At 73.4% G+C, this 14,183-nt stretch carries 11 protein-coding genes; 9 read left to right on the top strand and 2 right to left on the bottom strand.

From position 1 onward, the window contains the following. Nucleotides 1–27 precede the first annotated feature (27 nt). Complete coding sequence (locus ACFWR9_RS26915; RefSeq protein ID WP_383846459.1) at nt 28–723, top strand: type 1 glutamine amidotransferase domain-containing protein; 696 nt, start codon at nt 28–30, stop codon at nt 721–723. Between the two features lie 15 nt (nt 724–738). Here the strand turns inward: ACFWR9_RS26915 and ACFWR9_RS26910 are convergent, their stop codons facing one another. Further along, nucleotides 739–3,213, bottom strand: a complete 2,475-nt coding sequence (locus ACFWR9_RS26910; RefSeq protein ID WP_383846458.1) for a SpoIIE family protein phosphatase — start codon at nt 3,211–3,213, stop codon at nt 739–741. 105 nt (nt 3,214–3,318) lie between these two features. Next, on the bottom strand, nt 3,319–4,686 hold the full coding sequence (locus ACFWR9_RS26905) for a S1 family peptidase (RefSeq protein ID WP_383846457.1): 1,368 nt from the start codon (nt 4,684–4,686) through the stop codon (nt 3,319–3,321). A 579-nt stretch (nt 4,687–5,265) separates the two neighbouring features. Between ACFWR9_RS26905 and ACFWR9_RS26900 the strand changes: the two genes are divergently transcribed. The 8 genes from ACFWR9_RS26900 to ACFWR9_RS26865 form a co-directional block, all read left to right on the top strand. Then, entirely contained in the window at nt 5,266–5,481 is a 216-nt protein-coding gene (locus ACFWR9_RS26900) for a type A2 lantipeptide (protein ID WP_383846456.1), read from the top strand. Between the two features lie 132 nt (nt 5,482–5,613). After that, nucleotides 5,614–6,420: an HlyD family efflux transporter periplasmic adaptor subunit gene (locus ACFWR9_RS26895; protein WP_383846455.1), complete on the top strand. Its 807-nt coding sequence runs from the start codon at nt 5,614–5,616 to the stop codon at nt 6,418–6,420. Further along, nucleotides 6,417–8,639, top strand: a complete 2,223-nt coding sequence (locus ACFWR9_RS26890; protein ID WP_383846454.1) for an NHLP family bacteriocin export ABC transporter peptidase/permease/ATPase subunit — start codon at nt 6,417–6,419, stop codon at nt 8,637–8,639. Before ACFWR9_RS26895 ends, ACFWR9_RS26890 begins: the two co-directional genes overlap by 4 nt. 1 nt (nt 8,640) lies before the next feature. Beyond that, nucleotides 8,641–11,463, top strand: a complete 2,823-nt coding sequence (locus ACFWR9_RS26885) for an NHLP bacteriocin export ABC transporter permease/ATPase subunit (protein ID WP_383846453.1) — start codon at nt 8,641–8,643, stop codon at nt 11,461–11,463. Nucleotides 11,464–11,547: 84 nt separating this feature from the next. After that, the gene (locus ACFWR9_RS26880) at nt 11,548–12,558 is read left to right on the top strand and encodes a Ppx/GppA family phosphatase (protein ID WP_383846452.1); all 1,011 of its coding nucleotides are present in this window, start codon (nt 11,548–11,550) and stop codon (nt 12,556–12,558) included. A 39-nt stretch (nt 12,559–12,597) separates the two neighbouring features. Further along, nucleotides 12,598–12,780, top strand: a complete 183-nt coding sequence (locus tag ACFWR9_RS26875; protein WP_383846451.1) for a hypothetical protein — start codon at nt 12,598–12,600, stop codon at nt 12,778–12,780. Between the two features lie 53 nt (nt 12,781–12,833). Continuing rightward, on the top strand, nt 12,834–13,862 hold the full coding sequence (locus tag ACFWR9_RS26870; RefSeq protein ID WP_383846450.1) for an iron-containing redox enzyme family protein: 1,029 nt from the start codon (nt 12,834–12,836) through the stop codon (nt 13,860–13,862). Between the two features lie 30 nt (nt 13,863–13,892). Beyond that, the coding region (locus ACFWR9_RS26865; protein ID WP_383846508.1) for a methyltransferase domain-containing protein at nt 13,893–14,183 on the top strand (291 nt) is incomplete at its 3' end.

Genomic DNA, 14,183 nt, shown 5'->3' with positions numbered 1-14,183 from the left:
GCGGCCCGTCCTTCCGGGAGACCTCACATGTCGAAGATCCTCTTTGTCCTCACCGGCGCCGACCACTGGACGCTGGCCGACGGCACCCGGCACCCGACGGGCTTCTGGGCGGAGGAGGCCGTGGCACCGTACGAGGCGTTCACGGCCGCCGGTCACGAGGTCGTCGTGGCCACGCCGGGCGGAGTGGTGCCGCCCGTCGACCGGGCGTCGCTGGCCCCCGAGGTCAACGGCGGTCAGGAGAACGCCGACCGGATCGCCCGCGCGCTGGACGGCTTCACCCAGCTGCGGCACCCGGTGAGCCTCTCCGACGTCCGGCTCCAGGACTACGCGGCGGTGTTCTACCCCGGCGGCCACGGCCCCATGGAGGACCTGGCCGTCGACGCCGGCTCCGGCCGGCTGCTGACCGAGGCGCTGCGCGCCGGGACTCCGCTCGGGGTGGTCTGCCACGGCCCGGCCGCGCTGCTGGCCGCCGTGGACGCCGACGGTGCCAACGCCTTCGCGGGCCTGAAGGTGACCGCGTTCACCAACGACGAGGAGACCCAGGGCGGTCTGGCGGAGCGGGCCTCGTGGCTGCTGGAGGACCGGCTCGGCGAGGCCGGGATCGTCGTGCGCGCGGCCGAGCCGTGGGCCCCGCACCTGGTCGCCGACCGGAACCTGGTCACCGGCCAGAACCCGGCGTCCGCCGCCCCGCTCGCCGAGGAGCTGCTGAAGCGGCTCGGCTGAACCGGCCGGGGACGCTCACGGCTCCAGCGGGATCTCGCTCCAGACCAGCTTGCCCCCGCCGACCGGCAGCGTCCCCCACGCCGCCGACATCGCCTCGACCAGGAGGATGCCGCGCCCGCCCGTGGCCTCCCAGCCGATGCTGGTCGGTTTGACCGGCGTACGCGGTGAGGCGTCGGCGACCGCCACCCGCATCCGGCCGCCGATCAGGGCGAGGTCGAGCCGGACCCGGCCGTCGGTGTGCACCAGGGCGTTGGTGACCAGCTCGGAGACGATCAGGAGCACCGCGTCGATGCCGTCGTCCGGCACGCCCCAGGAGCGCAGGGTGCGCCGGGTGAAGCGGCGGGCGTGCCGCACGGCCTCCGGCAGCCGCCACACCGACCAGCTCTCCCGCAGCGGGCGCAGGTCCATGCCGTCGTAGCGGACCAGGAGCAGGGCGACGTCGTCGCTGCGGCGGGCGTTGCCGAGCAGCGCGTCGGCGACGAGCCCGAGGTGGACGGGGTCCAATACGGCCAGCGCGTGCGCGAACCGGTCCATGCCCTCGTCGATGTCGGCGTCGGGGGACTCCACGAGGCCGTCGGTGGTGAGGGCGATCAGCGTGCCGGGCCGCAGCCGCAGCGGGCTCATCGGGAAGGCAGCCTGCGTCAACACGCCGAGCGGTGGGCCGCCCGGCACCTCGGCGATGTCCGTGCTGCCGTCGGGGTGGCGCAGCACCGGCGGCAGATGACCGGCCCGGACGCACCAGGCGGAGCCCTCCTCCATGTCGAGGTCGACGTAGACGCAGGTGGCGAAGAGGTCGGTCTCCATGCCGGTCAGCAGCCGGTTGGCGCGGGAGACCACGACGTCCGGCGGGTGGCCCTCGACGGCGTAGGCGCGCAGGGCGGTGCGCATCTGGCCCATCAGGGTGGCCGCGCCGGCGCTGTGGCCCTGGACGTCGCCGATCACGAGGGCGACGTGGTGGTCGGGCAGCGGGATGACGTCGTACCAGTCGCCGCCCAGCTCAAGGCCGGCCGTGCTGGGCAGGTACCGGGCGACGGCGACCGCGCCGGGCAGTTTCGGCAGCCGGCGCGGCAGCAGCTGGCGCTGGAGCATGCCGACGAGTTCGTGTTCGGCGTCGAAGGCACGGGCGCGGGTCAGGGCCTGTCCGGCGAGGCCGGCGGAGGCGGTGAGCAGGGCGCGTTCGTCGGGGCCGAAGTCGTGCGGGGTGTCCCAGCCGATCAGACAGGCGCCGGCCATGCGGCCGGCGGCGGGCAGCGGCAGTACGGCGAGGCCGCCGGGGCCGACGTCGGCCAGGGCGGGTTCCAGGTCGCCGGTGCCGGCGGGCCAGATCCGGGCGCGGCCCTCGCGCAGCGCGGCGGCGAGGGTGGGCATGGCCCGGACCGGCGCGTCCGGCCACTCGGTGCGCCACTCCAGCCGCCACAGCTCGGGCCAGGACTCCGGTTCGGGCGGGTCGAGGACGGTGACGACGAGCCGGTCGTTCTCCAGCTCGGCCAGGGCGATCCGGTCGGCGCGCAGCGGTCTGCGCAGGGCGGCGACCACCGCCTGGCTGACGTCGCGGACGGTACCGGCGGTGGCCAGCGCGGCGGCGAGCCGCTGCACGCGGGCCACGTCGGTCACGTCGGGGCGCAGGGTGGAGGCGTCGGCGACGGTGCCGACCAGACGGGTCGGACGCCCCTCGACGCCGGGCAGCAGGCGCCCGCTCAGGCGCAGCCACTTCGGCGGGCCGGCCGGTTGCAGCACCCGGAACTCCAGCTCGCGCTCGCCGATGGTCATGTGGTCGGACTCGGTCACCGACATCAGGGACGGCAGGTCCTCGGGCACGGTGAGGCCGAGCAGCGTCTCCACCTTGCCGTCGAACTCGCCGGGGGCGAGCCCGAACAGGCGCAGGATGTCGTCGCCGACCTCGACCCGGCCGGTGTCCATGGCCAGGCTGAAGGACTCCGGCAGCAGCTCCTCGTCCTCGGCGGCCTCGGCCGGGGCGGGGCAGGTCAGTGCCGCGGCGACCAGTTCGAGGCAGGCCCGGTCCTCCGCGTCGAACCCGTCGGGGCGCTCGGTCAGGGCGAGCAGGCAGCCGCCGCCGTCCCCGCGGACCGGCAGGGTGGCGAGGGAGAAGCCGCTGGACGGCACGTGCCGCGACTCGGCCGATCCGGCGAACTCCTCAGGGCCGATCCACACCGCCTCGCCGCCGCGGTGGGCGTCGGCGACCGGGGACCCGCCGGACGCCGGGTAGCTGTCGCGTACTCCGTACAGGGTCCGCGGCACACCGGCCGAGGCGGCCAGGCAGAGCAGGTCGCGGTCGTCGCCGGGTGTGTAGAGGGCGGCGAGGGAGGCGCCCGCGAAGACCAGCGCCTGTTCGAGGATCCGGCGGGGCCGCTCCTCCTGCTCCGGGCCGGACGCGATCGCCTTCAGGGCACCCTCGGCACGCAGCGTCCTCGATCCGCGTTCCGCAGCGCCCTGTCCGACCACCTCGCCATTACAGCGCTTATAGGACATCCGCGCAGCCCCTACGGGCCGGGTAACGGCGATCAGCGGCCCCGAAACCCACGACGGGCGGTCCGATCCTCCCGCCGGAGGTCCGGACCGCCCGTCGGTATGCGGTCAGCCGGTCAGGCCGGAGCCGTCCTCGGCGCCGACGCCCGTGCCGTCGTCCGAGCCGCCGACGCCGGTGCCGGTACCGTCGCCCGCGTCACCGGCACCCGCGTCGCCGCCGGCCTCGTCCCCGGCGCCCGCGTCACCACCGGCCTGCTCGCCGCCCGCCTCCTCACCACCGCCGACGGCGTCGCCGCCCCCGGCCTCCTCGCCGCCGGCCTCCTCGCCGCCGGCCTGGTCGCCCGCGCCTCCCGCCGCGTCGCCGCCGAGGGTGGCGCCGACCGCCTCCAGGGCGGTGGTGACCGGCTGGAAGAACGTCTCGCCGCCGACGGTGCAGTCACCGCTGCCGCCGGAGGTCAGGCCGATCGCCTGTCCGTCCTGGGTGAACAGGGAACCGCCGCTGTCGCCGGGCTCGGCGCAGACGTCGGTCTGTATGAGGCCCGTGACCGTGCCCTCGGGGTAGTTGACGGTGGCGTCCAGGCCGAGGACCTGACCGTCCGCCAGCCCGGTCGTGCTGCCCATGCGGAAGACCTGCTGACCGACCGTCGCCTCGGCGGCCTGGCCGATCTGGAGGGTCTGGTCGCCGAGATTGACCTCGCTCGGCGCCTCGGTCGCCGGGTCGTCGTACTTGACGAGCGCGAAGTCGCCCTCGCCCGGGAAGACCGCCTGGTCGACGGTGCCGATCGGCGCCCCGTCCTGGGCGTCGGACCACTGTTCCGTGGCGACCCCGCAGTGACCGGCCGTCAGGAAGGCCGGGGTACCGTCGCCTGCGGTGACGTTGAAGCCGAGTGAGCAGCGCGCGCCGCCGCCGAAGACGGCGTCGCCGCCCGACACGAAGGTCCGGAAGGTGCCGGCCGACTTCTCCAGGGTGGCCATGCCGGAGCCGAGGCCCTCGACGGTGGACTCCAGCCGGTCCCATTTCTCGCCGGTGACGGTGGAGTCGGCGGTCACCAGGATCTTGTTGGTGCGGGGGTCGATCGCCCAGGAGGTGCCGGGGATGGTCGCCTCGGACTTCAGCGTCGTCGCGCCGCCGCGCAGCTCGCCCATGCTGTTGTCGACCTCGCGGACGTCCGCGCCCGCCTTCTTCGCCTCCACGATGACCTGGTTGTTGTCACCGGGTACGACGTTCACCACGAGCTGCTGCTCGCCGGTGTCGTAGTACGAGCCGGCGAAGGCGTCGCCCAGCATCCCGGCGAGTTGCGAGGCGAGATCCGACGCGTCCGCCGCCTTGAGGGTCCTCGGCGCCGCCGCGGCGTCCGAAGGCCCGCCGTCCTGTGAGGCGTTGGCGTTCGGGAGGAGGATGGCGGCCGCGCCGAGCGCCACCACACCGCCCGCCGCCATCGCGGCCCTGCGCTTCGGAATTCGCTTGTGACTCAACCTACTCGACCTCCTGGGACCGGGACGGTGCCGCGGTCCGGCAGCTGTTGGGGGGCGCCCGGACGGCTGTTGGTACGCACGGACCCGCCGGGGCGTTCAGCCGGGCCGTCCGATCCCGCCCTGTCGGCACCCTCCGCGCCCGAGCGGCCACGCACTGTGCCGATCGCGGAGCGGAATCCCTGCTTCAGCGAATCTGCACATCGCATGCTCAACCCGGTCACCCCGGTTGGGGGATCTGCACAACCGCACGGCGCCCCGTACACCTTTGGGGCGGGAGTGTCCCAATCGGTCCGGTGCGGGCAAGGGGTCGCGCGGGCCGATGTCGCCCACCGTGTGAAGAAGTGGCCGAGAAGCCGTGCGTACGCCTGCACCTTTGGGTGCCCCTTCGTCGCAAGAGCCCTGGTGGGAGGGGGTGAGTGATTGGAAGCCCGGACCGGCCGCATGCTTTGATCCGTCGCACCGCGGGAGCCGCGGAGGCTCCGGAAGCGGGCGTCCGGCACCTGCGGTCGCGGCCGTCATCTGTCCCCAGAGGGGGCCGCTCCCCCCTTGTGAAATGGCTATACGAAGGGAAGTTCCCTCATGAACTCCACCCCCCAGGTCGAGACCGCCGAGATCTCGGACGCGGACCTCGACAACGTCTCCGGCGGCCTGAGCCTGAACGCCGTCGGCACCGTCACCGGCCTGGTGGACGGCGTTGCCCCGGTTTCCGGTCTGCTCAACACGGCCGTCGGCACCGTCGAGGGTGTCACGGGCATGAACACCGCCCCGGTCACCGGCCTGGTCGCCGGTCTCTGATCGCGCCCTTGTGCCGCTGAGTCCCGGAGCCACCCAGGCTCCGGGGCTTTTCGGCCGTTCTTCTCAAGCATCTCGAGCCTCTTGGGTCTCCCCTCGCAGGCTTTCTCAGGGAATCACTGGGGTACGTCCGACGTGCAGTTCCGCCAGCAGGCCCTCTCCAAGCTCCAGTCACCGGAGGAACTAGACCTTCCGGTGCGTTTCGCCCGCCCGCAGGGCTGGCTGGTGCTGTCCGTGACCGTGGTCGCGATGGCCGCCGCGTCCGTGTGGGCGGTGGGCGGCTCGGTGACCTCCACCGTCGGCGCACCCGCCATCCTCACCCACGGGCAGGGCAGTTACCTCCTGCAGAGCCCCGTCTCGGGGCAGGTCACGGCGGTCCTCGCGCGCCCGGGTCAGCGGCTGGCCGCCGACTCCCCCGTGCTGAAGGTGCGTACCGCCGACGGCGAGAGCGTGGTCCGCGCCGTCGACGCGGGACGGGTCAGCGCCCTCGCGGCGACCGTCGGGCAGATCATCCGGACCGGCGCGAACGTCGCCTCCGTCGAGAAGGTCGCCGACCCCGGCGATCCGCTCTACGCCACCGTCTACGTACCCGCCGAGAAGGCCGCCGCGATCCCCGCGCAGGCCTCCGTCGACCTGACCGTCCAGTCGGTGCCGACCCAGCAGTACGGCGTCCTGCACGGAAAGGTGAAGTCGGTGGACCGCTCGGCGCAGTCGGCGCAGACGATCTCCGCGTTCCTCGGGGACAGCCAGCTCGGCGAGCAGTTCACCGAGGACGGCAGGCCGGTGGCCGTGACGGTCCGGCTGGACACCTCACGGTCCACGAAGAGCGGCTACGAGTGGTCGTCCGCCGACGGGCCGCCGTTCGAGCTGACCTCCATGACCATGGCCACCGGTTCCATCCGGCTCGCCGACCAGCGTCCCGTCGATTGGCTGCTGCCGTGAGTACCGCACAGGAGACCCGGGGCCGGCGCCGGGCCGCCCCGCCCAGGCGCAGCGTGCCCAGGAGCCGCGCGAAGACCGTCCGCACGCCCACCGTGCTCCAGATGGAGGCCGTGGAGTGCGGTGCCGCCTCCCTCGCGATGGTGCTCGGCCACTACGGCCGGCACGTCCCGCTGGAGGAGCTGCGCATCGCCTGCGGTGTCTCCCGCGACGGCTCGCGCGCCAGCAACCTGCTGAAGGCGGCGCGCGGCTACGGCCTCACCGCCAAGGGCATGCAGATGGACCTGGCCGCCCTCGCCGAGGTGACGACGCCGGCCATCCTGTTCTGGGAGTTCAACCACTACGTCGTCTACGACGGCATCGGACGCCGCTTCGGCCGGCGCGGGGTGTTCATCAACGACCCCGGCAAGGGCCGCCGCTTCGTGACCCTGGAGGACTTCGACGGGTCCTTCACCGGGGTCGTGCTGACCATGGAGCCCGGCGAGGACTTCACCCGGGGCGGCCGCAAGCCCGGCGTGCTCGGCGCGATGCCCGCCCGGCTGCGCGGCACCGCGGGCACGCTGCCCGCCGCCGTGCTGGCGAGCCTGCTGCTGGTGGCGGTCGGGGCGGCGGTGCCCGCGCTCAGCCGCACCTACATCGACATGTTCCTGATCGGGGGGCAGACCTCGCTGCTCGGCGTGCTGTTCGCGTCGATGGGGGCCTGTGTGCTGCTGACGGTGGTGCTGACCTGGCTCCAGCAGGCCAACCTGCTGCACGGGCGCATCATCTCCTCCACCCTCTCCAGCGCCCGCTTCCTGCGTCATCTGCTGCGGCTGCCGGTGACGTTCTTCTCCCAGCGCAGTCCGGCCGACCTGGTGCAGCGGCTCCAGTCCAACGACGCCGTCGCCGAGACGCTGGCCCGCGACCTCTCCGCCGCGGGCGTGGACGCGATCGTCGTCGTCCTGTACGCCGTGCTGCTGTACGCGTACGACCCCCAGCTCACCTTCGTCGGCATCGGGGTGGCGCTGCTCAACATCCTCGCGATGCGGATCGTCATCGGGCTGCGCGCGACCCGTACGGCGAAGCTGCGGGCGGACACGGCACGGCTGACCAACACCGCGTACACCGGTCTCCAGCTGATCGAGACGATGAAGGCGACCGGCGGCGAGGACGGCTACTTCCGCAAGTGGGCGGGGCAGCACGCCACCACGCTGGAGGAGCAGCAGCGGCTCGGGGTGCCGAGCGCCTGGCTGGGTATGGTCGCGCCGACGCTGGCGACGCTCAACAGCGGTCTGATCCTGTGGATCGGCGGCATGCGGGCGGTCGAGGGGCACATCTCGGTCGGTCTGCTGGTCGCGTTCCAGGCGCTGGTGGTCCGCTTCACGGCCCCGCTGACCCGGCTGAACGGCGTCGCGGGCCGCATCCAGGACTTCGCGGCCGACGTGGCCCGGCTGAAGGACGTGGAGAACTTCCGCACCGACCCGCTCTACGACCGCCCCGGCGGCACCGACTCCACCCGCCGGCTGCGCGGTCAGGTCGAGCTGCAGAACGTCTCCTTCGGCTACAACCCGCTCGACAAGCCACTGCTCACCGGCTTCGACCTCACCGTCGGTCCGGGGCAGCAGGTGGCCCTGGTGGGCGGCTCGGGCAGCGGCAAGTCCACGGTGTCCCGGCTGATCTCGGGGCTCTACTCCCCCTGGGACGGTGTCATCCGCATCGACGGGCAGCGGCTGGAGGACATCCCGCGCGGGGCGCTGGCGTCCTCCGTCTCCTTCGTCGACCAGGACGTGTTCCTCTTCGAGGGCTCCGTCCGCGACAACATCGCCCTGTGGGATCCGTCGGTCCCCGACACCGCGGTGGTGGACGCGCTCCAGGACGCCGCGCTGTACGACGTCGTGATGCGCCGGCCGGGCGGCATCCACAGCCCGGTCGAGCAGGACGGCCGCAACTTCTCCGGCGGGCAGCGCCAGCGCCTGGAGATCGCGCGGGCGCTGGTGCGCCGGCCGAGCATCCTCGTCCTGGACGAGGTGACCAGCGCGCTGGACGCGGAGACCGAGCAGAGGGTCATGGACAACCTGCGCCGGCGCGGCTGCGCCTGCGTGGTGATCGCGCACCGGCTCAGCACCGTGCGGGACAGCGACGAGATCGTCGTACTCCAGCACGGCACCGTCGTGGAGCGCGGACGGCACGAGGAGCTGGTGGCGCACGGTGGCGCGTACGCCGCGCTGGTCAGGGAGCGGTGAGATGACGACCGTGCACGAAGGACAGGGCGACCTCGTCCTCGGGGCGCTCGGCTCGCTGGGCACCCGCGTGGACTGCGCCGGGTTCAACCGCCTCGACCTGGAGGGCCCCCAGGTGCTGTGGCTGGTGGTGTCCGGCGCGGTCGACCTGTTCGCGGTCGACGCCGGGGAACAGGGCCACTGGCACCACCTCGGCCGCCTGGAGGCGGGCTCGGTGCTGCTCGGGCCGGTCGCCGGGCCGCAGCACACGCTGGTCGCGCGCCCGCTGCGGGACTGCGTGGTGCACCGCATCGGGCTGCGCGAGCTGTACCAGCCGGCGGACACGCAGACCTGGTCGTACGACGAGTACGGCAGCCCCCAGTACGTGCCGCCGACGACGAGCCCGCTGGAGTACGCGCTCGCCCTGGGGGTGGGCCGGGGACTGACCGTGCTCTTCCAGGCGCCGATGGCCACCGAGGGGGCGGCGGCGCCCACCGACGACGACGTGTTCTGGATGCAGGTGCCGCCGGGCAGCGTGCAGTACGGGGCGCTGTACGGCGAGGAGGCCGCCGCCGACCTGCTGATGGACCCGGCGCTGTGGCAGAGCCTGGTCGACCAGCAGCACCGGCTGCTGACCACGCTCGACCGCTGGATCGAGCAACTGGAACGCACCCACGAGACCCGGACCGCGGCCGGCATCAAGGCCGGTGAGGCGGTGCGCGCACAGGCCGACCGGACGCTGCTGGCCTCCATCGGCAAGCGGTCGGCGGGGCGCACCACGGCCGCCGACGCCGACGCCACGTACGCGGCCTGCAGACTGGTCGCCCGTGCCGCCGGCATCGCGCTCGCCGAGCCCGCGCAGAACGGCACCGAGAGCGAGCGGCTCGACCAGGTGGAGCGCGTCGCCCTGGCCTCGCGCGTGCGCACCCGCGGCGTGCGGCTGGAGAACGGCTGGTGGCGGGACGACGTGGGGCCGCTGGTCGGGCACCGGACCCTGTCGGGGGCGCCGGTGGCGCTGCTGTGGCGGCGCGGCGGCTACGTGGCCGTGCATCCGGGGACCGGCCGGGAGACCCCGGTGGAGAAGGCGAACGCCGAGGAGTTCGAGCCGCGCGCGGTGATGTTCTACCGCCCGCTGCCCGAACGCCGGCTCAGTCCGCTGCGGCTGCTGCGGTTCTGTCTCCAGGGCACCCGCCGTGATCTGACCGGTCTGCTGCTCGCCGGTCTTGTGACGGTGGCGCTCGGCGCGCTGGTGCCGGTCGCGACCGGCAAGGTGCTCGGCGAGTTCGTGCCGAAGGCGCAGACCGGGCTGATCGCGCAGGTGTGTCTCGCGGTGATGCTGAGCAGCGTCGTCGCGGCGGCCTTCATGCTGATGCAGAACCTCACCATCCTGCGGCTTGAGGGCCGGATCGAGGCGACCCTCCAGCCCGCCGTGTGGGACCGGCTGCTGCGGCTGCCCACGAAGTTCTTCACCGAGCGGTCCACCGGCGAGCTGGCGAGCGCGGCCATGGGCATCAGCGCGATCCGCAGACTGCTGGCGGGCGTCGGCCCGACGGTGACCCAGTCGGTGACCGTCGGGGCGATGAACCTGGGGCTGCTGCTCTGGTACAGCGTACCGATGGCACTCGCGGCGATCGGCATGCTGGTGGTCGTCGCCGGTGTCTTCCTGGCGCTCGGGCTGTGGCAGGTGCGCTGGCAGCGGCGGCTGGTCAAGCTCACCAACAAGCTGAACAACCAGGCGTTCCAGACCCTGCGCGGGCTGCCGAAGCTGCGGGTGGCCGCCGCCGAGAACTACGCCTACGCGGCCTGGGCGGAACGCTTCGCGCACAGCCGCGAGCTCCAGCAGCGGGCGGGACGGATCAAGAACCTCAACGCGGTGCTGGGCGCGGTGTACCTGCCGCTGTGCACGCTGCTGATGTTCATGCTGCTGGCCGGTCCGGCGCGCGGTTCGATGTCGGCGGCGGAGTTCCTGACCTTCAACGCCTCGGTGACGATGCTGCTGACCTCGGTCACCCAGCTGACCGGCTCCTTCGTGTCGGCGGTGGCCGCGCTGCCACTGTTCGAGGAGATCCGTCCGGTGCTGGACGCGACACCCGAGGTGCGCACCGCGAGCACCCGCCCGGGGCCGCTGTCCGGCGGGATCGAGGCGCGGCGGCTGTCGTTCCGGTACACCGACGACGGGCCGCTGGTCCTGGACGACGTGTCCTTCGAGGTGCGGCCGGGCGAGTTCGTGGCGGTCGTCGGTCCCAGCGGATGCGGCAAGTCGACCCTGCTGAGGCTGCTCATCGGCTTCGACCGGCCGCTGTCGGGCAGTGTCCTGTACGACGGACAGGACCTGGCCGCGCTCGACCAGTCGGCGGTGCGGCGGCAGTGCGGGGTGGTGCTCCAGCACGCGCAGCCGTTCACCGGGTCCATCCTGGACGTCATCTGCGGTACCGAGCCGTACACGCCGGAGGAGGCGATGGCGGCGGCCGAGATGGCGGGGCTCGCGGAGGACATCAAGCGGATGCCGATGGGCCTGCACACCATCGTCTCGGGCGGCGGAGCCGTGTCCGGGGGCCAGCGGCAGCGGCTGATGATCGCGCAGGCGCTGATCCGCCGGCCGCGCATCCTCTTCTTCGACGAGGCGACCAGCGCCCTGGACAACGAGACGCAGCGCACCGTGATCGAGTCCACCAAGGCCCTCAACGCGACCCGGATCGTCATCGCGCACCGGCTGTCCACGGTGCTGGACGCCGACCGCGTGATCGTGATGGAGGACGGGAAGGTCGCCCAGCAGGGGCCGCCCGCCCAGTTGCTCGCGGACACCGGCGGCCGGCTGCACGAGCTGGTGCGGCGGCAGCTGGCCTGACCGGACCGGCCGGCGGGCCGCCCGGTTTCCGGCCGTACGCCTGGACCGCGTTGGACCGGCACTCAGATGGGTACGTGGCCCTTCATGCGTATCAGCGTGGTGGATGTGGGGTCGAACACGGTCCGGCTCATGGTGGCGGACGCGGAGGGCGGGGTCCCACTGCCGGTGCACACCGCGAAGTGGCGACTGCGACTGTCGGAGCAGGTCAAGCCGGGTGCCCCGATCCCGGGGGAGGCCGTGGAGCGGCTGGTGGCGGCGGTGGCCGACGCGAGCCGGACCGCGGACCGGTGGGGGGCGTCGAGCCCGCCGGCCTTCGCGACCGCAGTGGTGCGTGCCGCGCCGAACCGCCGGGAGGTGCTGCGCAGCGTCCGCGCCCGCACCGGCGTGGCCCTGTGCACGCTGCCCGGTGAGGTGGAGGCGGAGCTGACGTTCCTCGGGGCCCGGCGCTGGATGGGCTGGCGGGCCGGGCCGCTCGCCCTGCTGGACATCGGCGGCGGATCGCTGGAGGTCGCCTTCGGGCGCGGCCGGCTGCCCGGCTTCGTGGCGTCGCTGCCCCTGGGGGCGGCGCGGCTGACCCACGAGTTCCTGGCGGGCGGCCAGGACCCGGCGGCGCCGGAGCAGATCAGGGCGCTGCGCCGCAAGGTCCGGCATCAGCTGCGGGACGTCGCGGCGCGGATCCGCTGGGAGGGCCCGCGCACCGCGGTGGCCACCTCCCGGACCTTTCAGCAGCTGGGGCGGCTGTGCGGGGCCTCGCCCGGCCGGCACGGGCCGTTCGTGGAGCGGCGGATGCGCTGCGCGGACCTCGGGGGCGCCGTCGGCCGACTGGCCGCCCTGTCCGCCGCCGAGCGGTCCCGGCTGCCCGGCATCTCCGCACCGCGGGCCGCGCAGAGCCTGGCCGGGGCGGTGGTCGGGCACACCGCCATGAAGCTCACCGGAGTGGATTCGGTGACGCTGTGTCCCTGGGCGATCCGCGAGGGCATCCTGCTGCGCCACATAGAGGAGGGCCCGTCCTGGTGGAAGGAGGTCCTCCGCCTCAGTGACGAGGCCGCACACCGGACACCAGTGTCCCTGCGCCTCGCGTCCGAGTCCGGCTGACCGCGGTCCGAGGAGCGGGCCCGAGGAAAGGAGACATCCATGTCCGAGAAGGACGACCAGGGCCGGGAGCGGCCGGAGAGCGCGCTCGACGAGGTCCTGCGCGAGATCGAGGACGCCGAGACCCGTGATCCGGAGTCCGAGGCCGAGCGCCGTCACCGGGGCGAGGCCGGTGACGCCACCTCGCCGAACCCCGCCGCCCAGGAGGACACCGAGGGCGAGTGACGCGGTGCCGGACGTCCGTGTGGCACGGGCGTCCGGGTGGGTACTCGCGGCGCATGGAGTACGACGGCGAAGGACCACGGCTTCCGACGGCCCGGGGCCCGCTCTCCGCGGCCGTCGGTGCGTATCTGCGCGGGACCGGCCCGCTGCCCGGCCCGGAGGAGGCCGCCGCTCACGCGTACGGCGACGATCTCCAGCTCGCGCTGTACCAGTGCTACGAGCTGCACTACCGGGGTTTCGCCGGTGTCTCCCCCGCCCTGGAGTGGGATCCCGGGCTGCTGCGTGTCCGGGCCGCGCTGGAGCGGCGCTTCCTGACCGCGCTGCGGGCCGGCACACCGGTCCACGACAGCGTGGAGGACGCGATCGGGGCGCTGCTCGTCGAGCCCGTCCACGGGGAGGGCGTCAGCCACTTCCTGCGCGACGAGGGAGAGTTGTGGCAGCTGCGGGAGTACGCGGCCCAGCGCTCCCTGTACCACCTCAAGGAGGCCGACCCGCACGCCTGGGTGCTGCCGCGGCTGTGGGGGCGCGCGAAGGCGGCGATGGCGGCGGTCGAGTTCGACGAGTACGGCGGCGGCCGCGCCGACCGGGTGCACGCCCGTCTGTTCGCCGGCCTCATGACGGACCTGGGACTGGACACGACGTACGGACACCATCTCGACGCCGCCTCGGCCGAGTGCCTGGTCACGGTGAACATGATGTCGCTGTTCGGCCTGCACCGGGCCCTGCGCGGCGCCCTGGTGGGCCATTTCGCGGCGGTGGAGATCACGTCGTCGCCCGGCTCCCGGCGGCTCGCGGAGGCGATGCGCCGCACCGGCGCCGGGCCGGCCGCCGAGCACTTCTACGACGAGCACGTCGAGGCGGACGCGGTGCACGAGCAGATCGTGCGGCACGAGGTGATCGCCGGCCTGCTGGAACAGGAACCGCACCTCGCGGCGGACGTCGCGTTCGGTGTCGACGCCACCGCTCACGTCGAGGACCAGTTCGGGTCCCGGCTGCTGGCCGACTGGCGGGCCGGACGGTCGTCACTGCGCGTCCCGCTCCCCGAGTCGATTCACCAGGATTCCGAAATTTCCTTTACTTCATGACCTTCTGGGTACCTGGCGCACGTGCATTTCATGGTGCTGCCGGGCGTCTACGCCCCCCAGGAGGACACCGCCCTGCTGGCCGGGGCGCTGTCCGGCGAGTCGCTGCCCCCGGGCGCGGCGGTGCTCGACGTCGGGACCGGCACCGGCGCTCTCGCGCTGGCCGCGGCGGTGCGGGGCGGGCGGGTGACCGCGGTGGACGTCTCGTGGCGCGCGGTGTGGGCGGCGCGGCTCAACGCCGCCCGTGCGGGGCTGCGGATCCGCGTCCTGCACGGCAATCTCTTCACTCCGGTGCACGGCACGTCGTTCGACCTCGTGCTGGCC

Source organism: Streptomyces sp. NPDC058534 (assembly GCF_042717365.1).
GTDB lineage: Bacteria > Actinomycetota > Actinomycetes > Streptomycetales > Streptomycetaceae > Streptomyces.
Note: the sequence above shows the minus strand (reverse complement) of the source record. Positions and strands in the feature narration are given on the sequence as shown.